Annotated in this window: 16 protein-coding genes, 2 tRNA genes and 2 rRNA genes; 14 read left to right on the top strand and 6 right to left on the bottom strand. The window is 61.2% G+C overall.

Annotation, left to right across the window (positions count from 1 at the left end; genetic code table 11):
* Positions 1 to 10 precede the first annotated feature (10 nt).
* Both IAG39_RS21510 and IAG39_RS21505 read left to right on the top strand, forming a co-directional pair.
* Positions 11 to 736: a polysaccharide deacetylase family protein gene (locus IAG39_RS21510; RefSeq protein WP_118932249.1), complete on the top strand. Its 726-nt coding sequence runs from the start codon at positions 11 to 13 to the stop codon at positions 734 to 736.
* Positions 711 to 1,859 carry a glycosyltransferase family 4 protein gene (locus tag IAG39_RS21505; RefSeq protein ID WP_118932250.1) on the top strand — a complete coding sequence of 383 codons (1,149 nt, stop codon included), beginning with the start codon at positions 711 to 713 and terminating at the stop codon, positions 1,857 to 1,859. Before IAG39_RS21510 ends, IAG39_RS21505 begins: the two co-directional genes overlap by 26 nt.
* Before the next feature lie 30 nt (positions 1,860 to 1,889).
* Here IAG39_RS21505 and IAG39_RS21500 read toward each other — a convergent pair whose 3' ends face one another.
* From IAG39_RS21500 to IAG39_RS21490, 3 genes are read right to left on the bottom strand one after another with little or no spacing between them, the layout of a single operon-like run.
* Positions 1,890 to 2,180: a YkgJ family cysteine cluster protein gene (locus tag IAG39_RS21500; RefSeq protein ID WP_059380414.1), complete on the bottom strand. Its 291-nt coding sequence runs from the start codon at positions 2,178 to 2,180 to the stop codon at positions 1,890 to 1,892.
* Positions 2,171 to 2,935, bottom strand: a complete 765-nt coding sequence (locus IAG39_RS21495) for a YdcF family protein (protein WP_059380413.1) — start codon at positions 2,933 to 2,935, stop codon at positions 2,171 to 2,173. Before IAG39_RS21495 ends, IAG39_RS21500 begins: the two co-directional genes overlap by 10 nt.
* 20 nt (positions 2,936 to 2,955) lie before the next feature.
* On the bottom strand, positions 2,956 to 3,924 hold the full coding sequence (locus IAG39_RS21490) for a glycosyltransferase family 9 protein (protein ID WP_118932251.1): 969 nt from the start codon (positions 3,922 to 3,924) through the stop codon (positions 2,956 to 2,958).
* A 107-nt stretch (positions 3,925 to 4,031) separates the two neighbouring features.
* Between IAG39_RS21490 and msbA the strand changes: the two genes are divergently transcribed.
* The 4 genes from msbA (at position 4,032) to IAG39_RS21470 (ending at position 9,763) form a co-directional block, all read left to right on the top strand.
* Positions 4,032 to 5,807, top strand: a complete 1,776-nt coding sequence (gene msbA, locus IAG39_RS21485) for a lipid A export permease/ATP-binding protein MsbA (protein ID WP_059380411.1) — start codon at positions 4,032 to 4,034, stop codon at positions 5,805 to 5,807.
* Between the two features lie 171 nt (positions 5,808 to 5,978).
* Positions 5,979 to 7,784, top strand: a complete 1,806-nt coding sequence (locus IAG39_RS21480) for a monovalent cation:proton antiporter-2 (CPA2) family protein (protein ID WP_118932252.1) — start codon at positions 5,979 to 5,981, stop codon at positions 7,782 to 7,784.
* Positions 7,785 to 8,007: 223 nt separating this feature from the next.
* Positions 8,008 to 8,136 carry a hypothetical protein gene (locus tag IAG39_RS31665; protein WP_262422092.1) on the top strand — a complete coding sequence of 43 codons (129 nt, stop codon included), beginning with the start codon at positions 8,008 to 8,010 and terminating at the stop codon, positions 8,134 to 8,136.
* 154 nt (positions 8,137 to 8,290) lie between these two features.
* Entirely contained in the window at positions 8,291 to 9,763 is a 1,473-nt protein-coding gene (locus IAG39_RS21470) for a diguanylate cyclase (RefSeq protein WP_165867816.1), read from the top strand.
* Between the two features lie 67 nt (positions 9,764 to 9,830).
* Here the strand turns inward: IAG39_RS21470 and IAG39_RS21465 are convergent, their stop codons facing one another.
* Together IAG39_RS21465 and IAG39_RS21460 are read right to left on the bottom strand one after the other, a co-directional pair.
* Positions 9,831 to 10,532 (bottom strand): DUF3053 domain-containing protein, encoded by a 702-nt coding sequence (locus tag IAG39_RS21465; protein WP_118932254.1) that lies wholly within the window; start codon positions 10,530 to 10,532, stop codon positions 9,831 to 9,833.
* Between the two features lie 193 nt (positions 10,533 to 10,725).
* On the bottom strand, positions 10,726 to 11,619 hold the full coding sequence (locus IAG39_RS21460; protein ID WP_118932255.1) for a LysR family transcriptional regulator: 894 nt from the start codon (positions 11,617 to 11,619) through the stop codon (positions 10,726 to 10,728).
* Positions 11,620 to 11,838: 219 nt separating this feature from the next.
* Between IAG39_RS21460 and IAG39_RS21455 the strand changes: the two genes are divergently transcribed.
* Genes IAG39_RS21455 through IAG39_RS21440 form a run of 4 tightly spaced genes read left to right on the top strand, consistent with a single transcriptional unit; the run spans position 11,839 to position 15,587 of the window.
* Positions 11,839 to 12,378 (top strand): TRAP transporter small permease, encoded by a 540-nt coding sequence (locus IAG39_RS21455; RefSeq protein WP_223283348.1) that lies wholly within the window; start codon positions 11,839 to 11,841, stop codon positions 12,376 to 12,378.
* A complete protein-coding gene (locus tag IAG39_RS21450; RefSeq protein ID WP_118932257.1) occupies positions 12,375 to 13,646 on the top strand; it encodes a TRAP transporter large permease in 1,272 nt (423 codons plus the stop codon). Before IAG39_RS21455 ends, IAG39_RS21450 begins: the two co-directional genes overlap by 4 nt.
* Before the next feature lie 56 nt (positions 13,647 to 13,702).
* Entirely contained in the window at positions 13,703 to 14,695 is a 993-nt protein-coding gene (locus IAG39_RS21445) for a TRAP transporter substrate-binding protein (RefSeq protein ID WP_118932258.1), read from the top strand.
* A gap of 58 nt (positions 14,696 to 14,753) precedes the next feature.
* Positions 14,754 to 15,587 carry an NAD-dependent epimerase/dehydratase family protein gene (locus IAG39_RS21440; protein ID WP_118932259.1) on the top strand — a complete coding sequence of 278 codons (834 nt, stop codon included), beginning with the start codon at positions 14,754 to 14,756 and terminating at the stop codon, positions 15,585 to 15,587.
* A gap of 2 nt (positions 15,588 to 15,589) precedes the next feature.
* On the opposite strand, the gene rng is transcribed toward IAG39_RS21440, so the two are convergent.
* Positions 15,590 to 17,053 carry a ribonuclease G gene (rng, locus tag IAG39_RS21435; RefSeq protein WP_118932264.1) on the bottom strand — a complete coding sequence of 488 codons (1,464 nt, stop codon included), beginning with the start codon at positions 17,051 to 17,053 and terminating at the stop codon, positions 15,590 to 15,592.
* An 832-nt stretch (positions 17,054 to 17,885) separates the two neighbouring features.
* On the opposite strand from rng, the gene IAG39_RS21430 reads away from it, so the two are divergent.
* From IAG39_RS21430 to IAG39_RS21415, 4 genes are all read left to right on the top strand, one after another.
* Positions 17,886 to 19,416: ribosomal RNA gene (locus IAG39_RS21430) — 16S ribosomal RNA — on the top strand.
* 133 nt (positions 19,417 to 19,549) lie between these two features.
* A tRNA-Ile gene (locus IAG39_RS21425) sits at positions 19,550 to 19,626 on the top strand.
* A 23-nt stretch (positions 19,627 to 19,649) separates the two neighbouring features.
* A tRNA-Ala gene (locus IAG39_RS21420) sits at positions 19,650 to 19,725 on the top strand.
* Between the two features lie 288 nt (positions 19,726 to 20,013).
* Positions 20,014 to 22,898 (top strand): 23S ribosomal RNA (locus IAG39_RS21415).
* The 16S and 23S rRNA genes sit together here with 2 tRNA genes alongside, the layout of an rRNA operon.
* The last annotated feature ends 139 nt before the right edge of the window (positions 22,899 to 23,037 follow it).

Below are 23,037 nucleotides of genomic sequence, written 5' to 3'. Positions count from 1 at the left end.
ATCTGTCCCTATGTCTATCCCCATACTCATGTACCACCAGATCGGCGAGCCCAATCCCAAGGGCACGCCGTTCCGCGGGCTGACGGTGCACCCCGACAGCTTTGCCCGGCAGATGCGCTGGATGCGCAGGCTGGGCTATCGCGGCTTGTCCATGCGCGACGTCATGCCTTACGTGCGCGGAGAGCGCCAGGGCAAGGTGTTCGGTCTCACGTTCGACGACGGCTACCGCAATGTGCACCATAACGCCATGCCGGTGCTGAGCGAACTGGGCTTCACCGCCACCAACTATTTCGTGGCGCACCAGTTCGATGGCGGCAATGTGTGGGACCTGGAAAAAGGCATACCCTTCTCGGCCCTGATGACCGTGAACGAGATGCGGGAATGGGCGCAGGCTGGCAACGAGGTCGGCTCGCACACGCTGGACCACGTTCATCTGCCGGAAATGACGCCCGACGAAGCCCGCCGCCAGATCGTCCAGTCCAAGGACGAACTGGAGCAGGCGCTGGGCGCGCCGGTCACGGCCTTCTGCTATCCCTATGGCGACCACGGCCCGGAGCATCGTGTCATGGCGCGCGAGGCTGGCTACGACAACGCGACGCTGACCCAGCGCGGCTTGGCGGCGGCCTCCGACGATCCCTTCGGACTGCCGCGGGTGACGGTGTCGCGTTCCACCAACATCATCCGTTTCCTGCAGAAGTGCCTGACCCGGTATGAAGACTCCCGCCGGCGCGCTTGAGCGGCGCCTGCGCATCGCGCTGCTGGTCGATCGCTTCGGCAATCGTTTCGGCGGCGCTGAAGCTTATGGCGTGGAGTTGATGCGGGTGCTGGGGCAGCGCCACGACGTCTCCGTGGTGGCGCGCGATTTCGACAGCGACCTGCCGTTCCCCTTCTTGCCCGTGCGCTTTCCCGGCTGGCTGCCCAGCTGGATGCGCGTGCTGTATTTCGCCTGGCGCGCCGACCGCCTGACCCGCGGCCGCTACGACATCGTGCATTCGCACATGAACGGCTGGGCGGGCGAGATCCAGGTCATGCACGTGACGCCGGTGCGCTACAACCGGCTGACCCGCGTCAAGCCGCTGCAACGCCTGACGGCCTGGCTCAGCCCGCGCCTGGCCACGTATCTGCTGCTGGAAAAGCTGCGCGTGCGCCCGGCGCCCGCGCGACGCGTGGTGGCGGTGTCCGGCCTCATCATGGACCAGCTGCACCGCAGCTACGGTCCGCAGCTGCCGGTGGACATCATCGCGCCCGGGGTCAAGCTGCCGACCGCGGCGCAAATGGAAGGCCGCGAGGCCACGCGCGCCAGCCTGGGGTGGGACGCCAACACCATCGGCTGCCTGCTGGTCGCTCGCAATCCCTTGCGCAAGGGATTGCCGGCGCTACTGGATGCGCTGGCGCAATTGCCGCCGCAATACCGGCTGTTGGTCGTGGGCGCGGACGAGCCGACTCGTGAACGCGTGCGCGCGGCGGGCGCCATCGCCAGCCGCGTCACGCTGATCGACCCCACGCCCGACGTCGCCCGCTACTTCAGCGCCGCCGACATCTACGCGCATCCGACGCTGAACGACAGCTACGGCATGGCGCCGCTGGAAGCCATGTCGCACGGACTGCCGGTCGTGGTGAGTTCGCCCGCTTACTGCGGCTTCGCGCAGTACCTGGCGGCGGGCAAGGACGCGCTCATCCTGCAGGATCCGCGCGACGGCGCCCAACTGGCCCAGGCGCTGGAGCGGCTGGGCTCGGAACCCGCGTTGCGGGCGGCCCTGGCCGAACGGGGTCTTGAGATCGCGCGTGAGCAAAGCTGGGAAACGGTGGCGGCGCGCTACGAGGCGCTGTACGACCAGGTGCTGCAAGAACGCCGCTGAGGCAGGTCCAGGCGGCGTTGCGGCGTGGCGTCAATGGCCGGGCGCCGTCGCCCGTTCCAGTTCGCCCAGCCAGCGGATCGCATGTTCGCGGTCGGCGCCGCACATCTCGGCCTGAGGCTGCAGCCCGCCGCAGAAATCCGGGCGCGACGGCTGGCCGAAAATCGCGCAGCGCATGTCAGGCAGCAGCTGGATACAGGGCACGCCGGCGGGCTTGCCTTGCGGCATGCCGGGTATCGGCCGGGTGATCGACGGCGCGATGCAACAGGCGCCGCAGCCGGGCCGGCATTCCAGCGCGGCGGGCGCCTGCAGGTTCAGACCCATCCGCGCAGCCAGTAGATGAACAGGCCCGCGTATTCCTTGAGAATGGAGCGGCTGGCGTCATAGGCGCGCTGATTCGGGAGCCACAGGGGCACGGAGCCATCGGCGGGTTCCACGATCTGCGGCGGCGCGGGGGCGGCGATCGCCTCCACGCCCTGCTTGGAAAAGGCCGCCATCGCACGCGGCATATGCAACGCGGAAGTCACCAGCAGCACCTTGCCGATGCCGCGCGCCTTGAGCTGATCCTCGGTCAAGGCCGCGTTTTCATACGTGGTGCGGCTGGAGTTTTCCAGGATGAGCGCCGTGTCTGGCACGCCCTGCTGGCGGATGGCGTGCGCCATGCCGCGGGCTTCGCTGACGTCGCCTTCCAGCGCGCCGCCCGACAGCAGCACCTTGGGCGCGCGTCCGGCCAGATAAAGTTGCGCTGCCGTGTCGATCCGGACCACGGCGGTTTCCTTGTCATACGGCAGGAACCAGTTGGCGCGCCCGTTGGCGGTGTTGCCGCCCAGCACCACGATGGCGTCGGCGGTCGGGGATTGCGCTGGCGGCAGATGCGGATAGCGGTGTTCCAGCGCGCCGCCGGCCCAGATCGACGTCGCGGGCAGAGACCAAGCCAGCGACCACAAAAGGCCGGCGACGATGAGCGAACCGCCGGTCTTGCGGAGCCGGAACAGACCCAGCACCAGTCCGACGGCAACCAGGGTCAGGCTCAAGTTGTAAGGAATGATCAGATTTGTGAGATAGCTGGACAAGGGCATCTTGAAAAAAATCCTGATTACTACGTCTCGTCCAGCAGAAGGTTGGCTTGCTGTTCAACCTCTTCGCCAGACGGCCATGCATGCTCCGAGCCTACGCAGACGGCGCGCGGCGACCACGGACCGGTGCGTCCCGGACGCGTGACGCCGAACAGCGTCAGTTCGCTGGCGTTGGCGGCTGCGGCGACGTGCGAGACACCAGAATCGTTACAAATCACCAGCGCCGCCCGCGCCGTCAACGCTGCAAATGCGCCCAGGGACAGGGGAGGCAGCAGCATCGCCGTAGGGGCATTGCGCCGCGCTTCCTCGGTTTCGGCCGGAGGAGGGCACATTACCACGGTATGACCGCGGGCCTGCAAGGCCCTGGTAAGTGTATCGAATCCCGGCCAGACCTTGATCTTGCCCTTGTGCAGACCCGTGGCCGTGGGCGCGATCAGCACGAAACGCTGGCCTGCCAGCCCGGCGGCTTCCAGCGCCAGATCGGCGGCGCTCTGGTGGGCGGACGTCAGCGGCAGGTCCAGGGTCGGACCGGGTTCGGCCGGGCCGCTGGGCAGGCCCCAGCGGGTCAGGGCCTCGCGGGTCAGGTGATGCCAGGACTGGACCGCGTGCAGCGAGTCGCCGGGTTTGGCAACGGGCCAGCGCAACAGGAAGCTGCGGCCGTCGTCGCGATAGCCGGCCGAGGGCAGTCCCGCCAGCCGGAACACCAGCGCGCTGGACAGCGAGTCCGGCAGCAGCAGTCCGCGGGCGCGGCGCCCCTGGGCGCCCAGGCTGCGGCGGTGGGCGCTGACCGCTGCCCGGTCCGGTCCGACCTTGCCGCGCATGGGGATGAAATCCTGCTTGGCCACGCCGTCCAGTAGGTCGCGGGCCCAGGGGCGGGCGCAGATCACCAGGGGCAGGCCGCTGGCGTGCAGGGCGCGCAGGCTGGGCAGGCTCATGCAAACATCGCCCACCCAATTGGGCAAGCGGACGTACAGGCAGCTGATATCGGACATGGAAGGGCGCTGGGCGCGTTAAGGCTGAAGGGGACATGGCCCGGGCGGCGACTTGTCGCGCAGCCGGTACAATTCTGGCCACAATTGTATAAAAGCGAGTGATTCCTTTGAATTCTGCCGCACGCAACGCGCCCGCGAGTTCCCAACCTGTCAAAGCCGAACTCTGGAGTCGGATCTACAGCCGCGTGGGCTCCTACTGGAAGGGATTGTTGCTTGCCGTCCTGCTGATGGCCGGCGCGGCCGCCACGCAGCCCGTCCTGGCAGTCATCATGAAGCCCTTGCTGGACGGCGGCTTTTCGGGCGCCAAGCCGTATTACGTCTGGGCGCTGCCGCTGGCAGTGGTTGGCCTGATCCTGCTGCGCGGCATCTGCAACTTCTTCAGCGATTACCTGCTGGCCTGGGTGGCCAACAACGTGCTGCTGGGCATGCGCAAGGATATGTTCGAGCGCCTCCTGGGCCTGCCCGACGCCGACTTCAAGCAGGGCGATACCGGCCGCCTGCTCAACCGCTTCACCATCGATGCCGGCAACGTCACGGGCTACGCCACCGACGTCATCACGGTGCTGGTGCGCGAAACCCTGGTCGTCGTCGCGCTGATCTGCGTGCTGCTGTACATGTCCTGGGTGCTGACGCTGATCATCCTGATCATGCTGCCGGTGTCGGTGCTGATCTCGCGCTTCTTCATCAAGCGCCTGCGCCGCATCAACCGCGAAACCGTCAACATGAACGCCGAACTGACCCGCGTGGTCGGCGAAGGCATCGACGGCCAGCGCGTCATCAAGCTGTTCGACGGCTATGAAGTCGAACGCGGCCGCTTCGATTTCGTCAGCCGCCGCCTGCGCCGCTTCGCCATGCGCACGGCCACGGCCGATGCCGCCCTGACGCCGCTGACCCAGGTCTGCATTTCCATCTCGGTCGGCGCGGTCATCGCCGTGGCGCTCAGCCAGGCCAACCACGGCGCCCTGACCGTGGGCAGCTTCGCCTCCTTCATGGCGGCGCTGGCTCAGATTTTCGACCCCATCAAGCGCCTGACCAACGTCGCCGCCCGCATGCAGAAGATGCTGGTGTCGGCCGAAAGCGTGTTCACGCTGATCGACCAGGTACCCGAAAAAGATACCGGCACCAAGGAACTGGCCGAGCCCGTGCGCGGCAAGGTCGAATTCCGCAGCGTCTCCCATCGTTTCCCCGATGCCGACCGCGATACCGTCAACGGCATTTCCTTCACTGTGGAGCCCGGCCAGACCGTGGCCCTGGTAGGACGTTCGGGCAGCGGCAAGACCACCCTGGTCAACATGCTGCCGCGCTTTGTGCTGGCCGATAGCGGCTCCATCCTGGTGGACGACACGCCAATCGACGAGCTGACGCTGCGCAGCCTGCGCTCGCACCTGTCGCTGGTGAGCCAGGACGTGGTGCTGTTCGACGACACCATCGCAGCCAACGTCGGCTACGGCGCGTTGGGCAAGTCGAGCGAGCAGAAGGTGCGCGATGCGCTGGCGGCGGCCAATCTGCTGGAATTCGTCGAGGGTCTGCCGCAGGGACTCAATACGCCGGTGGGCGAGAACGCCGCCCGCCTGTCCGGCGGCCAGCGCCAGCGCTTGGCGATCGCCCGCGCGCTGATCAAGAACGCGCCCATCCTGATCCTGGACGAAGCCACTTCCGCGCTCGACAACGAATCCGAGCGCCAGGTCCAGGCCTCGCTGGAGCGCCTGATGAAGGGCCGGACCACGCTGGTCATCGCCCACCGCCTGTCCACCGTGCAGAATGCCGACCGCATCATCGTGCTGGATGCCGGCAAGATCGTCGAGCAAGGCCCGCACGCCGAGCTGCTGGCCGCCAACGGCCTGTACGCCTCGCTCTACAAGATGCAATTCCGCGACGACTGATCGGCCAGCCGCCTGGCCTGGCGGTTGTTCGTTCCTGTCGCATTTCCGGATTGCCAAGCGTCCGGATTGCCGGAAAATGGAGCCGGGCCTGCCGGCAGGCCCGGCTCCCGTCCGCTGCGGGCGGGGCGGCGCCCCGAGGCGCTTTGGTCCGCCGTGCATCTGGAGCGCCCCATGTCCCTGCCTGCCGAAGGCAATCAGCTAGTCAATGTCGTCGTCCTGCTGGGGGCTGCGGTCGTCGCGGTTCCCCTGTTCAAGCGCCTGGGGTTGGGATCCGTCCTGGGATACCTGGCCGCCGGCCTGGTGATCGGCCCCTTCGGCCTGGGCCTGTTCTCCGATCCCAAATCCATCCTGCACGTGGCCGAACTGGGCGTGGTGATGTTCCTGTTCATCATCGGCCTGGAAATGCAGCCCTCCCGGCTGTGGAAGCTGCGCGGCGAGATCTTCGGCCTGGGCGTCGCACAGGTGCTGGCCTGCGGCGGACTGCTGACGGTGGTCGGCCTGCTGGCGGGGCTGTCGGGTCCGGCGGCTTTCATGGCCGCGATGGGTTTCGTGCTGTCGTCCACCGCCATCGTCATGCAGATACTGGGCGAACGCGGCGACACCGCCAGCGCGCAGGGCCAGCGCATCGTCTCGATCCTGCTGCTGGAAGACCTGGCCATCGTGCCGCTGCTGGCCCTGGCGACCCTGCTGGCGCCGGCTGGCAATTCCAGCCATGGCGATCCGTGGATACAGTCGGCCATCGCGGTGGCGTGCATCCTGGCATTGCTGGCCGCCGGCCGCTGGCTGCTCAACCCGCTGTTTCGCCTGCTGGCCGCCGCGCATGCGCGCGAGGTCATGACGGCAGCCGCCTTGCTGGTGGTGTTGGGCGCGGCGCTGCTGATGGAATTGGGCGGCCTGTCGATGGCGATGGGCGCCTTCCTGGCAGGCGTGCTGCTGTCCGAATCCACCTTCCGCCATCAGCTGGAGGCCGAAGTCGAGCCGTTCCGCGGCATATTGCTGGGCCTGTTCTTCCTGGGCGTGGGCATGTCGCTGGACCTGTCGGCGGTGGCCCGCGAATGGCCGCTGATCCTGGCCGCGGTGGCGGTGTTCATGCTGGTGAAATCGGTGGGCGTGTACGTGGTGGCGCGGGTGCTGCGCGCGACGCACGCCGAGGCCATGACCCGCGCGGCCCTGCTGGCGCAGGGCGGTGAATTCGCTTTCGTGCTGTACGGGGCGGCAGCCGCCGCCGGCATCTTCGATGCCCACACCGGCGCCGTGCTGACTGCAGTCGTTATCATTTCCATGGCGCTCACGCCGCTGTGCGTGCTGGCGTTGCGCTGGCTTCTGCCCAAGCCGCAGCCTTCGATGGAAGACGTGGATGTGGCCAAGGATCTGGAGGGCTGCGCCCTCATCGTGGGCTTCGGGCGTTTTGGCCAGATCGTGACCCAGGCGATGCTGGCTCGCGACCTGACGGTCTCCATCCTGGATACCGACACCGACGCGATCCGGGCAGCGGCCAAATGGGGCGTCAAGGTCTATTACGGCGACGGCACGCGCATCGACATGCTGCGCACCGCCGGCGCGGAAAATGCCTGCGCCATCCTGATCTGCATCGACGACCCCAAGGCGGTCAACCACATGGTCAAGCTGATCAAGGCCGAATTCCCGCTGATACGGGTGGTGGTGCGCGCATACGACCGTATCCATTCGTTGGCGCTGGCCAAGGAAGGGGTCGACTACCAGGTGCGCGAAACCCTGGAATCGGCGCTGGCCTTTGGCGAGGCCGCGCTGCGCGTGATCGGCGTGCCACCCGATGAAGCCGCCGAGGTGGTGCAGGATGTGCGCAGGCGCGACACCGAGCGTTTCGACCTGGAGGTGGCCGGCGGGCTGTTCGCCGGCCGCTCGCTGCTTTACGGCAATATGACCAGCGCCCCGGACGGCCGCAACGACCAGCCCGATCGGGAAGCCGAGAGCGCCGCGCCCAGCCCGTCGGTGTAATAGACTATTTCCTGATCGTTGCATTACTTTTCGCATCATTTCACGCGCAGGCGCTGGTGGCTGAGGTAGATTTATCCGCACTGACTCGTCATCCATGACGAGCATTTGCCAGGGGGCTGCCATGCTGCAATCGGATCGGATTTTCACGACACCGCACGCTGTTGGAGTAGAACTGGCCCGGCGGCAGGCCCGGGCCTTGCGATGCGGATTTTCGGCGGGCTCCATGCGCCAATTGGTGTCGCACACGGGCGGAACCGGCCCGGCATGGTCGATTGGCGCGCACCGCGAAACCGACAGGGCCAAGGGCGCCAAGGCCTTTCCCTTCCGCATCGCGGCGGTCGCGGCGACCTGAGGAAGCTGCGGCGCGGAAAGCGCGGCGCGGGCGGCGCTGGGGTTTTTTAGGGGCGGATCTTGCGCGGCTTGTCCGGCGGCGGCATCATCTGCGGCGTAAATCTCTGCCGGAATGATCCGCGTCCCCCGGACGTCCCCGGCGTAGGAGCGCCGTATTGAAGTCTCGCGGGTTTGTGCAACGCGCCCTGTATGCGTTGGCGGTGCTCGTCGCAATCGGCATCTGCGCGGCCGCGGTCGCGCTGCTCTGGATCGACCGCCGCGCCACCTGGGACGCCGCCCACGCTTCGGCGCGCAACATCACCGGCGTGCTGTCCGCGGACATCAGCCGCACCCTGCATGTCTACGACCTGTCGCTGCAGGGCATGGCCGAACGCCTGCGCGAACCGGGCCTGGCTCAGCTGGCGCCTGAAACCCAGCACCGCTTCCTGTTCGACCGGCCATCCACCGCCGAATACCTGGGCGCCGTCGTGGTGCTGGATAAGGACGGCAATATCCGTTACCACTCCGGGGATCTGGATGCGCCGGATGTGAGTTTCGCCGACCGGGATTTCTTCCAGGTGCATCGCGATGCCGACGACGTCGGCATGTATGTCAGCAAACCCTACCGCAGCCGCCTGCGCGGTGGCGACGAGAGCATCGCCATCAGCCGGCGCCTGTCCAATCCGGACGGCAGCTTCGCCGGCGTGGTGGGCGGTTCGCTGCGCCTGGCCTATTTCCGCGACCGCTTTGCCGCGCTGTCGATCGGCGAGCGCGACGAAATAAGCGTCTTCCGCAACGATGGCCTGGTGTTGTTGCGCGCCCCATATTCCCTGAACGACCTGGGCAGCGACATCGGCATGGCGCTGGATTTCCAGCAATTCCTGATCCGCCGCGAAGGCTCGTTCGTCGGCGCGCTGTCTCCAGACGGCGTGAACCGCTACTACACCTTCGCCAGCATCGAGGACACGCCGCTCATCATCGACGTGGCCATGGACGTGGACGAGCTGATGGAGCCCTGGGACCGCCGCGCGCTCTTCATCATCCTGGTCACTACGGCGCTACTGCTGTCGGTCGTGGCGCTGATCGTGCTGTTCAGGCGCGAGATGATCCTGCGCAAGGCGGTCGAGACGCAGCTGGCGATACAGGCGCGCACGGATGGGCTCACCGGCCTGGCCAACCGGCGCGCGTTCGACGAAACGCTGGAGCGCGAATGGCAGAATGCGCGCCGCGAGCGCGTGCCGCTATCGCTGCTGTTCCTGGATGCCGACCATTTCAAGCGCTACAACGATCGCTACGGCCACCAGCAGGGAGACCAACTGCTGGCGACGCTGGCGCGCGTCCTCAAGAAAAAGGCCCGGCGTCCGCGCGACCTGGCGGCCCGCTATGGCGGCGAGGAATTCGTCGTGCTGCTGCCCAATACCAGCCGCCAGCGCGCCGCGGAGATCGCGGAGAGCATCCGGCGGGCGGTTGCCGGCCTGAAGGTGCCGCACGCGGACGCCGCCGCCGGCATCGTCACCATCAGCGTCGGGGTCGCGACCGCTGTGCCACAGGGCGACGATACGGTCGCCGGCCTGGTGGAGGCGGCCGACGAGGCCGTCTACCAGGCCAAGGAGTCAGGCCGCAATCGCGTGGCAATGGCCGGGTCTTGATCCGGCGCTGAATGAAAAAGCCCCGCCGCGCTCATCGCGCGGCGGGGCTTTTTCGATCCTGTGTGGCTTAGCGGCCGACCATGACGGCCTGCATGCGCGTTTGCGCCTGTTGCACGTTCTTGGCTTGCGCGTTCAGGTCCTGCAGCAGCTTGTTCAGCTCGGCTTGCACGGCCGGATCCTGTACCTTGACGATGGGACCGGAAATGTCGATCTGCGCGGCATGCGCGGCAACGTAGTCGGCGATCTTCAGGCTGCTGTCGAAGGTTGCGTTCAGCTGCGGCAGCACGTCGCGGAAGGTGTCGGCTGGCAGGCTCACGGTCTTCTCGTAGGCCTTGTCGTACACCGCCTTCAGGTCTTCCGGCTGCTTGAGCTGAGCGCGCGCGGCGTCGGCCTTGGCCTGCTGTTCCTTCAACGCCGCGCCCATTTCATTGAGCGAGGTTTGCACGGTCTTGAGGTCGTCGCGACGCGTCACGATATCGTTCAGCGAACGCATGGAGCCTTTCTGCATGATGCCCGACAAGGGCTTCACCGAAGCATCCATGCCCGCATTGAAGTCGGTGATCACCGCATATTGCGCGGCGTAGTCGCCGAAGGACTTCTTCTCTTCATCCGTCAACTGCGGGACGCGCACGCCGGGCTTGTCGACGATGCGGGTCTGCAGGAACTGCGTGAACGCGGCACGCTGTTCGGGTTCCTTGTTGCCGCAAGCGGCCAGCATCAACGGCAGCGCTGCGGCCAAGACGAGGAACGGACGGAATAGGGACTTCATCGCATCGAACTCCTAAAAGCGAAAGAAAGAAATTTTCAGGGTATACCCTGAAGGCGCCCGCAGCTTATCGGGTCGCCTTCCTTGCCGCCATCGCTTTCAGAATTGTTTGCAATCGAATCTTTAAGACACAAAATCCACACATAATGAAGTGAAGTCGCGCCCGCTACCTGTTACGCGTGCGCGCGTGTTCCAGTTATTCCTGGACGGCGATTTCCCGCAATGCCGCGGTCAGCAGTTCCGCCGACCGCGACAGCGAGCGGCCCGCGCGCCGCAGGATGCCGATGTGCCGATATAACGGCGGACTGCTGATGGAAACGCAACGCAGGCGGTTGGTATCGCCTTCGCGGGCAGCCAGTTCAGAAAGAATGGCGACGCCCAATCCTTGCGCCGCCATCGCCAGCACGGTCGAGTTGTAGACGACCTCATAGGCCGCCGGCAGCGAGATTTTCAATTTGTCGGCTGCCGCCTCGATATGCGTGCGGATGCTGCTCTCCCGCACCGGCAATATCAACGGATGCTCGGCCAGATCCTTGAGCGTCACGGTGTCCGGCGCGGCCCAGGGATAGTCATGCGCCATGTAGGCGCAAAAGCGGTCGGTCACCAGTTGCTCCCAGACCAGCTCCTGATCGCGCTTGATCGGACTGCCGATACCAAAATCGACCTCGCCGCTGCGCGTCATGTCGTTGACGCGGGAGGCCACGGTGTCCCGCACGCAGACGGTGATCCGCGGGTAGTCGCGGTTCAGCCTGTGGATCGCCTGCGGCAAGAGGCCGGCGGCCAGGGAGGGCAGCACGGCAACGGTCACCGTGCCGCGTTCCCGGTCGCTGGTGTCGCGGGCCTGGGTCACCAGGTCTTCGATTTCAACCACCAGTTTTTCGATCCTCGGATAGAGCTCCTGGCCCCGCGGCGTCAGGCTGACGCTGCGGTGGTTGCGGTCGAACAGCCGCGTGCGCAGATGGGACTCGAGCTGCTGGATCTGTATGGTCAGCGCCGACTGCGAAATATTCAGTTCGTGAGCCGTCCTGGTGAAGTTGCCTAAACGCGCGATCGTGAGGAAAGCGCGTAACTGCTTGAGATCACTCAACATTATCGAAACTCCGAATCAAGACGCGAGGGCACTACGATCGTTTTTTTTGAAAAGAATGTTCCGTTATTTGAATTTTACGAATCGCATGCCGCTGAGTATATTTCCTATCGAACGCCTGGCTCAAAAAGGCGGCGAATAAATAAATGAGACAAAGAGGGAGGGCTCAGCATGGCCGGGTATTGTGCCTCACACCAGAGGCTTCAAACGCTGCAGCGAATAATGGATTCGATAAATGCCGCGGCTGAAAAGTGCGCCGGACTGTTTCTTATAGGAATGGTCCTGGCGATTTCAATTTCTGTATTTGTACGGCTGCTTTACACCTATACCGGCATTCCATTTTCCACGCCCTGGGCGGAAGAATTGGGCCGTTTCATGATGGTCGGCAGCGTCTTCATTGGCGGCGCGGTCGCCACCTACCGCCTGCGCCTGATCGGCGTCGATGCCTTCATCGGCATGGTGCCTGAGTCGGTCGCGCGCTGGCTGCGCGTTGTCGCCCATATCCTGACCTTGATGCTGGCCGTGCTGCTGGCCTGGAAGTCGATCAGATTGATCGAGCTTGGCATGAGGCAGACGTCGCCCGCGATGGAAATGCCCATGGCGTACATCTATGTGTTCATGTTCATCGGTTGTATGCTGATGAGCCTGAATACCTTCGCGCATGTCGTCAAGGAATTGATGAGTGTCGAAGCATCGCAGCCGGTCGGAGAGACGGAAAGAGCCGCCGCCGCCATGCAAAATAGTGAAGGAGGGGCGCTGTGATCCCGGTTCTGTTCTTATCGTTTACGGCGATCCTGATAATCGGCGCGCCCATCGTCACCGCCTTGGGCATGTCCGCCGCGTTTGCCCTGCAGGCGGGCGACCGCTCGCTGCTGATCGTGGCCCAGATGGCGTTTCAGTCGCTCGATTCGTTCAGCCTGATGGCCGTTCCATTCTTCATCCTGGCCGGGCATCTGATGTCCTCGGGCGGTGTTGCTGCCCGGCTGGTGCAACTGGCCAATGCCTTCGTCGGCTGGATCCGCGGCGGGCTGGGTGCGGTCGCGGTGCTGACCTCGCTGCTGTTTGCGACGGTTTCGGGTTCCTCGTCCGCAACTACCGCCGCGATCGGCTCCGTGCTGATCCCGGAAATGGAAAAGAAGGGCTACCCCAGGTCGTTCGCGGCTTCCATTGCCGCATCCTCCGGCGAACTGGGGGCGATCATCCCGCCCTCGATCCCCATGATCGTGTATGCGCTGACGGCGAACGTGTCGGTCGGCTCGCTATTTCTCGCGGGCATCCTGCCGGGTCTGCTGATCACCGTGTCGCTGATCCTTACGGTCTGCCTGGTTGCCCGTTTCCAGGGCTTTGACGCAGTCACCGCGGTGAGCTTCACCGGATGGCTCAAGGGTGTCCTGGTCGCCCTGAAGGATGCGACGCTGGCGTTGATGATGCCGGTCATCATCCTGGGAGGGATCTACGGCGGGTTGTTTACCGCGACGGAAGCCTCCTGCATCGCCGTGTTGTACGGCCTCGCGCTTGGGCTGTTCGTCTACAAGGAAATAACGGTCAAGGATCTGCTCGGTATTTTCGCGCGCTCCGCGGTGATGTCCTCCATCATCCTGCTGATCGTGGCGTTCGCGGCCGTGTTCGCCTACCTGCTGACGATCAATCAGGTGCCGCAGCAGGTCGCTGCGATGCTCGGGTCGGTGACGACCAATCCGATCGTGTTCCTGCTGCTGGTGAACGTCATGCTGTTCCTGGTCGGCATGTTCATCGAGGCACTGGCGGCGATCCTCATCATCGTGCCCATCCTGGCGCCCATCAGCGTCACCTTCGGCATCGATCCCATCCACTTCGGCATGATCGTCATCACCAACCTGGCGGTCGGCATGGTGACGCCTCCGGTCGGCGTGAACCTGTTCGTGGTGTGCGAAGTCGCCCAGTTGAAAATGCACCAGTTGGCGAAGTATCTGGTCATTTTCCTCGCCGTCCTGGTGCTCGACGTCCTGATTATTTCTTACGTGCCCGCCATTAGTACCTTTTTCTTATAAAAACTAGATCGGCTGCCCGAGGACAGCGTCCTTTGGGCGGCTGGAAAACCGAGGAGATGGAAGTGAAGCTATTCAAGAAGATGTTTGGCGCCGGCGTCCTGAGCGCACTCATGTTTGCTACGCCGTCGTATGCGCTGAACATGGACGTCGGGCATACGCTCACGACGGACAGCCCGTTCCACGTAGGCGCGCAGAAATTCGCCGAAGTGCTGAAGGCGAAGTCGAACGGAAAAATCACGATTTCCGTGTTTCCGCACTCCCAGCTGGGCGGCGAACTGACCATGATCCAGGGCGCGGTGGCCGGGGCCACCGACCTGGTCATCACGGGTCAACCGACCCTGAACGGTATCGTCAAGGAATTCCTGGTCTTTGACTCGCCGTTCCTGTTCGACAGCGTCGACCAGGCCAACCAGATCCTCAACGGGCCGGCTGGCGACAAATTCATGGAAGTCCTGCCCAAGTACGGCCTGGTTGGCCTGGGCTGGTTTTCGGCGATCGAACGCAACGTTTTCGGCAACCGGCCCGTCAATTCGGCCGAAGACCTGAAAGGCATGAAGATCCGCGTCATCCAATCGCCGGGCTATGTCGAAAGCTACAAGGCCCTGGGGGCGCAAGCCACTCCCATGGCCTATTCGGAACTGTATCTGGCCCTGCAGCAGAAGGTGCTCGATGGCGGCGAGACGACGCCGGACCAGTTCGTCTCGGATAAATTCATCGAAGTCTCCAAGTACTTCAACATGACGCACGTCAATATCCATCCAGCGCTGCTGCTCATGTCCAAGGACCGCTGGGACCGCTTCTCGCCCGCGGAACAGAAAATGATCAAGGAGTCGGCGGACGAGGCCATGGCCTATGCGCGCGACTATTACAAGAAGGTCTACGACGAGGGTATGAAAACGATGGAGCAAAAGGGCGTGTCCATCGTCTATCCCAGCAATCTCGATTCCATGGTGCAGGCCACGCGGCCGGTCGTGAAAAAGCTCGTCGGCGAAGCGCCCAATGGCCAGGCGCTTTATGACGCGCTGATCGCCGCCAAGCAGAAGCAGTAACCGGCGCAAACGGCATCGGCCCCGGCGCTTTCCTATTCAAGAGAAACTGGACAGATTGATGACACCCTTCAACCAACCCGAAAACCTGCGCGTGTTGATTACCGGAGCGGCCGGAAACATAGGCCTTTGCCTGCGCACGCATCTGCGCGGCCGCTACGCCTTGCTGCGCCTGGCGGACATCGCGCCGCAGGAACCGGCGCAGGCCGGCGAGGAAATCTGCGCGATGGACGTCCGGGACATCGAGTCCCTGGAGCGCTGCATGGAGGGTATTGACTGCGTCATCCATCTGGCCGGTATCCCCGGCGCCGATGTCTGGGAAAAAATCCTGCCCATGAATATCGAGGGTTGCTACAACGTATTCGAGGCGGCCCGGCGTCAGAACGTGCGCCGGGTGGTCTTTGCCAGCTCGAATCACGCTATCGGCTATCACCGCCGGGAAAAATTCCTCGATGACACCGTGCAGCCCCGGCCCGACTCGCTGTATGGCGTCTCGAAGGTGTTCGGCGAGGCCCTGGGCCGGATGTACGCCGACAAGTACGGCATGTCAGTCGCCTGCCTGCGGATCGGGACGTTCCGTACGCCCGACCGCCCGAGCGAGGCCCGCCAGCTGTTGACCTGGATCAGCCACCGCGACATGGCGCAATTGACGGCGCGCTGCGTCGAACACGCGTCCTACCATTTCACGGTGGTCTACGGGGTGTCGAACAACCTGCGCAACCGCTGGGACAATTCCAACGCGAAATTCCTGGGCTATGCGCCGCAGGACGATTCCGAGGTGTTCGCCCCGGAAATCCTGGCTCAAAACATCCCCGAGGATCCCATCGCCGCCCAGTTCCACGGGGGCTTTTATTGCCCCTTGGAATTCGTCGGAACCACGGACAGGATTTCCTGAAATCAGACCAGGATGATGTCGTACTGTTCTTGAGAGTACGCGCCTTCCACTTCCAGCGAAATGCGCTTGCCCACGAAGTCGCCCAGCATCGCCAGATGCTGGCTTTCTTCTTCGAGGAACAGGTCGACCACCTCTTGCGAGGCGAGGATGCGGAATTCCTTGGGATTGAATTGCCGCGCCTCGCGCAGGATTTCGCGCAGGATTTCATAGCAGACGGTGCGCGGCGTGCGCACGTTGCCCCGCGCCTCGCACATGGGGCAGGGCTCGCACAACTGATGCGCCAGCGAGTCGCGGGTGCGCTTGCGCGTCATTTCCACCAGGCCCAGCTGCGTAAAGCCGTTGACGGTCATGCGGGTGCGGTCGCGCGACAGCGCCTTCTTCAGTTCGGCCAGCACCGTTTCGCGGTGTTCCTGTTCCTCCATGTCGATGAAGTCCAGGATGACGATGCCGCCCAGGTTGCGCAGCCGCAGCTGGCGCGCGATGGCCTGGGCCGCTTCCAGGTTGGTCTTGAAGATGGTGTCGTCGAAATTGCGGCCGCCCACGAAACCGCCGGTATTGACGTCGACCGTGGTCAGCGCCTCGGTCTGGTCGATGATCAGATAGCCGCCCGACTTCAAGTCCACCCGTCGAGATAGCGCCCGGGCAATCTCATCGTCCACGTTGGCGGTGTCGAACAGGGGGCGCTCCCCGCTGTAGTGCTGGATGCGGCCCACGACCGAGGGCGTATAGATGCGCGCCCATTCCAGCATCGCGGCGCTGGTCGTGCGGGAATCCACAAGAATGGTGCCGGTGTTCGGGCCCACCATGTCGCGCAGCACGCGCTGCGCCAGGGTCAGATCCTGGTGCAGCAGGGCGGGGGCGGGCTGGGTGCGAGCCGCCGCCTGGACGCTGCTCCACAGTTTGCGCAGATACTCCAGGTCGGCAGTCAATTCCTCGTCATTGGCGCCTTCGGCCTGTGTGCGGACGATGAAGCCGCCTTTTTCCTCTGCCGGCATCAAGGCCTGCAGGCGTTCGCGCAGCTGGATGCGCTCGGATTCGTCGTCGATCTTCTGCGAAATGCCGATATGCGGATCGTGGGGCAGGTAAACCAGCATCCGGCCGGCCATGCTGATCTGGGTGGAAAGCCGTGCGCCCTTGGTGCCCAGGGGATCCTTGACCACCTGAACCATGATGGTCTGTCCCTCGAATAACAGCTTTTCGATCGGAGTGGGAGTCAGTCCCTGGCTTCTTTCACCGCGGTTCTCGCGCAGGTCGGCAATGTGAATGAAAGCGGCACGCTCCAGTCCGATATCGATGAAGGCGCTCTGCATGCCCGGCAGTACGCGGACCACCCGCCCCAGATAAATATTACCGACATGGCCCCGCTGGATGCTGCGTTCCACGTGCAGCTCCTGTACCGAACCTTGTTCCACCAGCGCAACGCGGGTTTCGAAGGGGGTGACATTGATCAGGATATCTTCGCTCAGGGCGATGGCTGGGGGCATAGCGTGTTCGTCTCCAGTAAGGTGCGGCGTACAGGCGAATAGTAAACGTAGGGCAAGGTGGACGAGACAACTATCTATATGGGGCAACCGCGGGAATCACCACTATATATAGGGGAGAGGCGGCGGTGGCAGCGGTACAGGTCCACGGGTTCGCCGTTTTGCGCCACGCGAAAAAACTGTGCTATAGTCTCGCTCCTTCGCAGTTCGGACAGTTCTGAAGCGCGAAGCCAAGCAAGCACAACAGGTCGGGCAAGAAGATTCGAGCCAGGCCTGCCGCAAAGCAGTCAGAAATGAACGCCGCGCGGTTATTGCAAGGATTGCAGCAAGTTAGGCAAAAGCCGGTTGCACAATCTGCAAAAATCGTGTTATAGTCTTGGGCTTGGCGGTTGCCGAAAACTTAGGGTTAACCCTGATATTTCGATAACTGCTAAGAGAGGCGGACCTGAAGAGGTCGCAAGCAAGAAAGCGAAACGCAGTATGTGACGCTGACTTGACAAGCGAAAAAAACTTCTTCATAATCTCGTTTCTCTGCTGCAAACAACGCGGCGCCAGCGAAAGCGGCGTAGCGAAGCGAGCAGGCAGTAAGTAGTACAGAATTTAGCAGTACCGCTCTTTAACAATTAAACAACCGATAAGTGTGGGCGCTTGATGCGGGTGCAATGTGACTTCGGTCACAAGCACAATGAAATCAAGTGCTCACTAGAAGTGAAGTACCTTAGACGTCAAGTTTAAGAACATACCTCACTTCCTTTGAGTAGCGACGTATGACTCGACCCTTTCGGGGGTTAAGAAATACGAAACAAATACAGAGATTAAACTGAAGAGTTTGATCCTGGCTCAGATTGAACGCTAGCGGGATGCCTTACACATGCAAGTCGAACGGCAGCACGGACTTCGGTCTGGTGGCGAGTGGCGAACGGGTGAGTAATGTATCGGAACGTGCCCAGTAGCGGGGGATAACTACGCGAAAGCGTAGCTAATACCGCATACGCCCTACGGGGGAAAGCAGGGGATCGCAAGACCTTGCACTATTGGAGCGGCCGATATCGGATTAGCTAGTTGGTGGGGTAACGGCTCACCAAGGCGACGATCCGTAGCTGGTTTGAGAGGACGACCAGCCACACTGGGACTGAGACACGGCCCAGACTCCTACGGGAGGCAGCAGTGGGGAATTTTGGACAATGGGGGAAACCCTGATCCAGCCATCCCGCGTGTGCGATGAAGGCCTTCGGGTTGTAAAGCACTTTTGGCAGGAAAGAAACGTCATGGGTTAATACCCCGTGAAACTGACGGTACCTGCAGAATAAGCACCGGCTAACTACGTGCCAGCAGCCGCGGTAATACGTAGGGTGCAAGCGTTAATCGGAATTACTGGGCGTAAAGCGTGCGCAGGCGGTTCGGAAAGAAAGATGTGAAATCCCAGAGCTTAACTTTGGAACTGCATTTTTAACTACCGGGCTAGAGTGTGTCAGAGGGAGGTGGAATTCCGCGTGTAGCAGTGAAATGCGTAGATATGCGGAGGAACACCGATGGCGAAGGCAGCCTCCTGGGATAACACTGACGCTCATGCACGAAAGCGTGGGGAGCAAACAGGATTAGATACCCTGGTAGTCCACGCCCTAAACGATGTCAACTAGCTGTTGGGGTCTTCGGACCTTGGTAGCGCAGCTAACGCGTGAAGTTGACCGCCTGGGGAGTACGGTCGCAAGATTAAAACTCAAAGGAATTGACGGGGACCCGCACAAGCGGTGGATGATGTGGATTAATTCGATGCAACGCGAAAAACCTTACCTACCCTTGACATGTCTGGAATTCCGAAGAGATTTGGAAGTGCTCGCAAGAGAACCGGAACACAGGTGCTGCATGGCTGTCGTCAGCTCGTGTCGTGAGATGTTGGGTTAAGTCCCGCAACGAGCGCAACCCTTGTCATTAGTTGCTACGAAAGGGCACTCTAATGAGACTGCCGGTGACAAACCGGAGGAAGGTGGGGATGACGTCAAGTCCTCATGGCCCTTATGGGTAGGGCTTCACACGTCATACAATGGTCGGGACAGAGGGTCGCCAACCCGCGAGGGGGAGCCAATCCCAGAAACCCGATCGTAGTCCGGATCGCAGTCTGCAACTCGACTGCGTGAAGTCGGAATCGCTAGTAATCGCGGATCAGCATGTCGCGGTGAATACGTTCCCGGGTCTTGTACACACCGCCCGTCACACCATGGGAGTGGGTTTTACCAGAAGTAGTTAGCCTAACCGTAAGGGGGGCGATTACCACGGTAGGATTCATGACTGGGGTGAAGTCGTAACAAGGTAGCCGTATCGGAAGGTGCGGCTGGATCACCTCCTTTCAGAGCTTAGTGCTCGTGTTAAGCGTCCACTCTTATCGGTTGTTTGATGTAGCTGGGATCAGTTGCAGGCTTGGGTCGAGGGAATCTTCCCTGGGTCTACAGCTTTCCTGACTGCTGATCCGAAAAGGTTTTTGGGTCTGTAGCTCAGTCGGTTAGAGCACCGTCTTGATAAGGCGGGGGTCGTTGGTTCGAATCCAACCAGACCCACCAAGTATTCTGCGCATGCGGGATATGGGGGTGTAGCTCAGCTGGGAGAGCGCCTGCTTTGCAAGCAGGATGTCATCGGTTCGATCCCGTTCACCTCCACCAAGTACTTGATGCCTGGTGATGTAGAGGCTAACTCATAGCGTCGTTGAAACGGCCTTATGAGTTAGGTTTTACCTGACAGCTATATTTGTTCTTTAACAATCTGGAAGAAGCACAACGAAAATGTACTTATCAAGTACTCGGCGCAAGCCGATGAAGATAAGTACGGGTTGTGATTGCATTAATTTTGTTCCAAGTTCTCAAGACTGGGGTGAATAACCTCAGACTGCTTTGAAACTTATGAACGGCACAAACGCTAATACTCAGGTCCTATAGCCTACAGCGTTATAGGATCAAGCGACTAAGTGCATATGGTGGATGCCTTGGCGATCACAGGCGATGAAGGACGTAGTAGCCTGCGAAAAGCTACGGGGAGCTGGCAAACAAGCTTTGATCCGTAGATGTCCGAATGGGGAAACCCACCGCAGCAATGCGGTATCCCTGGCTGAATACATAGGCCAGTGGAAGCGAACCGGGTGAACTGAAACATCTCAGTAGCTCGAGGAAAAGAAATCAACCGAGATTCCGAAAGTAGTGGCGAGCGAAATCGGAAGAGCCTTTACGTTTTAGCACGCAAGATAGTCGAACGGAATGGAAAGTCCGGCCGTAGCAGGTGATAGCCCTGTAGGCGAAATCTTGTGTGTGGAACTAAGCGTAAGAAAAGTAGGGCGGGACACGTGAAATCCTGTTTGAAGATGGGGGGACCATCCTCCAAGGCTAAATACTCGTGATCGACCGATAGTGAACCAGTACCGTGAGGGAAAGGCGAAAAGAACCCCGGAAGGGGAGTGAAATAGATCCTGAAACCGTATGCATACAAACAGTAGGAGCCTCCTTGTGGGGTGACTGCGTACCTTTTGTATAATGGGTCAGCGACTTACATTCAGTGGCAAGGTTAACCGAATAGGGAAGCCGTAGCGAAAGCGAGTCCGAATAGGGCGATTCAGTCGCTGGGTGTAGACCCGAAACCAGATGATCTATCCATGGCCAGGTTGAAGGCACGGTAACACGTGCTGGAGGACCGAACCCACTAATGTTGAAAAATTAGGGGATGAGCTGTGGATAGGGGTGAAAGGCTAAACAAATCTGGAAATAGCTGGTTCTCTCCGAAAACTATTTAGGTAGTGCCTCAAGTATTACTGCGGGGGGTAGAGCACTGTTATAGCTAGGGGGTCATGGCGACTTACCAAACTATGGCAAACTCCGAATACCCGCAAGTACAGCTTGGGAGACAGAGCACCGGGTGCTAACGTCCGGACTCAAGAGGGAAACAACCCAGACCGCCAGCTAAGGTCCCAAATTATCGCTAAGTGGGAAACGAAGTGGGAAGGCATAGACAGTCAGGAGGTTGGCTTAGAAGCAGCCATCCTTTAAAGAAAGCGTAATAGCTCACTGATCGAGTCGTCCTGCGCGGAAGATGTAACGGGGCTAAGCGATAAACCGAAGCTGCGGGTGTGCACTTTTAGTGCACGCGGTAGGAGAGCGTTCTGTAAGCCTGCGAAGGTGGCTTGTAAAGGCTGCTGGAGGTATCAGAAGTGCGAATGCTGACATGAGTAGCGATAAAGGGGGTGAAAAGCCCCCTCGCCGTAAGTCCAAGGTTTCCTGCGCAACGTTCATCGGCGCAGGGTGAGTCGGCCCCTAAGGCGAGGCAGAGATGCGTAGCTGATGGGAAGCTGGTTAATATTCCAGCACCGTCGTACAGTGCGATGGGGGGACGGATCGCGGAAGATCATCAGGGTGTTGGATGTCCCTGTTGCTGCATCGAAGATGGCGCTTAGGCAAATCCGGGCGCGTAAATCAAGGGTGTGGCACGAGCGAGCATTGCTTGCGAAGTGATTGGAAGCGGTTCCAAGAAAAGCCTCTAAGCTTCAGCTGTACGAGACCGTACCGCAAACCGACACAGGTGGACGGGATGAATATTCCAAGGCGCTTGAGAGAACTCAGGAGAAGGAACTCGGCAAATTGATACCGTAACTTCGGGAGAAGGTATACCCCGGTAGTGTGAAGCGCCTGCGCGCTTAGCATGATGGGGTCGCAGAGAATCGGTGGCTGCGACTGTTTATTAAAAACACAGCACTCTGCAAAGACGAAAGTCGACGTATAGGGTGTGACGCCTGCCCGGTGCCGGAAGGTTAAGTGATGGGGTGCAAGCTCTTGATCGAAGCCCCGGTAAACGGCGGCCGTAACTATAACGGTCCTAAGGTAGCGAAATTCCTTGTCGGGTAAGTTCCGACCTGCACGAATGGCGTAACGATGGCCACACTGTCTCCTCCTGAGACTCAGCGAAGTTGAAGTGTTTGTGATGATGCAATCTACCCGCGGCTAGACGGAAAGACCCCATGAACCTTTACTGTAGCTTTGCATTGATCTGTGAACCGGCCTGTGTAGGATAGGTGGGAGGCTTTGAAGCGTGGTCGCTAGATCACGTGGAGCCATCCTTGAAATACCACCCTGGTTTGTTTGCGGTTCTAACCTTGGTCCGTTATCCGGATCGGGGACAGTGCATGGTGGGCAGTTTGACTGGGGCGGTCTCCTCCCAAAGTGTAACGGAGGAGTTCGAAGGTACGCTAGGTACGGTCGGAAATCGTGCTGATAGTGCAATGGCATAAGCGTGCTTGACTGTGAGACTGACAAGTCGAACAGGTGCGAAAGCAGGACATAGTGATCCGGTGGTTCTGAATGGAAGGGCCATCGCTCAACGGATAAAAGGTACTCTGGGGATAACAGGCTGATACCGCCCAAGAGTTCATATCGACGGCGGTGTTTGGCACCTCGATGTCGGCTCATCTCATCCTGGGGCTGTAGCCGGTCCCAAGGGTATGGCTGTTCGCCATTTAAAGAGGTACGTGAGCTGGGTTTAAAACGTCGTGAGACAGTTTGGTCCCTATCTGCCGTGGGCGTTGGATACTTGACGGAGCCTGCTCCTAGTACGAGAGGACCGGAGTGGACGTACCTCTGGTGTACCGGTTGTCATGCCAATGGCATTGCCGGGTAGCTAAGTACGGAAGAGATAACCGCTGAAGGCATCTAAGCGGGAAACTCGTCTGAAGATAAGGTATCCCGGGGACTTGATCCCCCTGAAGGGTCGTTCGAGACCAGGACGTTGATAGGTCGGGTGTGGAAGCGCAGTAATGCGTTAAGCTAACCGATACTAATTGCCCGTGAGGCTTGATCCTATAACACTGATGGTTATGACCTGGTGATATAGCGTTCCAAGTGTCGTTCAATACAAAATCTGGCTGCACCGTCGGCAGCCAGCCAACACCAATTACACCCCACCGTGCGTGATCATCGAGTCTGACTCTGATCGCCACG

Origin of the sequence: Achromobacter xylosoxidans, from assembly GCF_014490035.1 — a bacterium.
GTDB classification, from domain to species: Bacteria; Pseudomonadota; Gammaproteobacteria; order Burkholderiales; family Burkholderiaceae_B; genus Achromobacter; species Achromobacter bronchisepticus_A.
Note: the sequence above shows the minus strand (reverse complement) of the source record. Positions and strands in the feature narration are given on the sequence as shown.

What these genes read in the sequence shown, in the direction of transcription:
- IAG39_RS21465 (WP_118932254.1), bottom strand. Translation starts at nt 10,532, where the DNA reads ATGAAGTCCCTATTCCGTCCGTTCCTCGTCTTGGCCGCAGCGCTGCCG.
- IAG39_RS21505 (WP_118932250.1), top strand. Translation starts at nt 711, where the DNA reads ATGAAGACTCCCGCCGGCGCGCTTGAGCGGCGCCTGCGCATCGCGCTG.
- IAG39_RS21495 (WP_059380413.1), bottom strand. Translation starts at nt 2,935, where the DNA reads ATGCCCTTGTCCAGCTATCTCACAAATCTGATCATTCCTTACAACTTG.
- IAG39_RS21440 (WP_118932259.1), top strand. Translation starts at nt 14,754, where the DNA reads ATGACACCCTTCAACCAACCCGAAAACCTGCGCGTGTTGATTACCGGA.
- IAG39_RS21460 (WP_118932255.1), bottom strand. Translation starts at nt 11,619, where the DNA reads ATGTTGAGTGATCTCAAGCAGTTACGCGCTTTCCTCACGATCGCGCGT.
- IAG39_RS21445 (WP_118932258.1), top strand. Translation starts at nt 13,703, where the DNA reads ATGGAAGTGAAGCTATTCAAGAAGATGTTTGGCGCCGGCGTCCTGAGC.
- IAG39_RS21490 (WP_118932251.1), bottom strand. Translation starts at nt 3,924, where the DNA reads ATGTCCGATATCAGCTGCCTGTACGTCCGCTTGCCCAATTGGGTGGGC.
- IAG39_RS21480 (WP_118932252.1), top strand. Translation starts at nt 5,979, where the DNA reads ATGTCCCTGCCTGCCGAAGGCAATCAGCTAGTCAATGTCGTCGTCCTG.
- IAG39_RS31665 (WP_262422092.1), top strand. Translation starts at nt 8,008, where the DNA reads ATGCGCCAATTGGTGTCGCACACGGGCGGAACCGGCCCGGCATGGTCG.
- IAG39_RS21510 (WP_118932249.1), top strand. Translation starts at nt 11, where the DNA reads ATGTCTATCCCCATACTCATGTACCACCAGATCGGCGAGCCCAATCCC.
- IAG39_RS21500 (WP_059380414.1), bottom strand. Translation starts at nt 2,180, where the DNA reads ATGGGTCTGAACCTGCAGGCGCCCGCCGCGCTGGAATGCCGGCCCGGC.
- IAG39_RS21455 (WP_223283348.1), top strand. Translation starts at nt 11,839, where the DNA reads ATGGATTCGATAAATGCCGCGGCTGAAAAGTGCGCCGGACTGTTTCTT.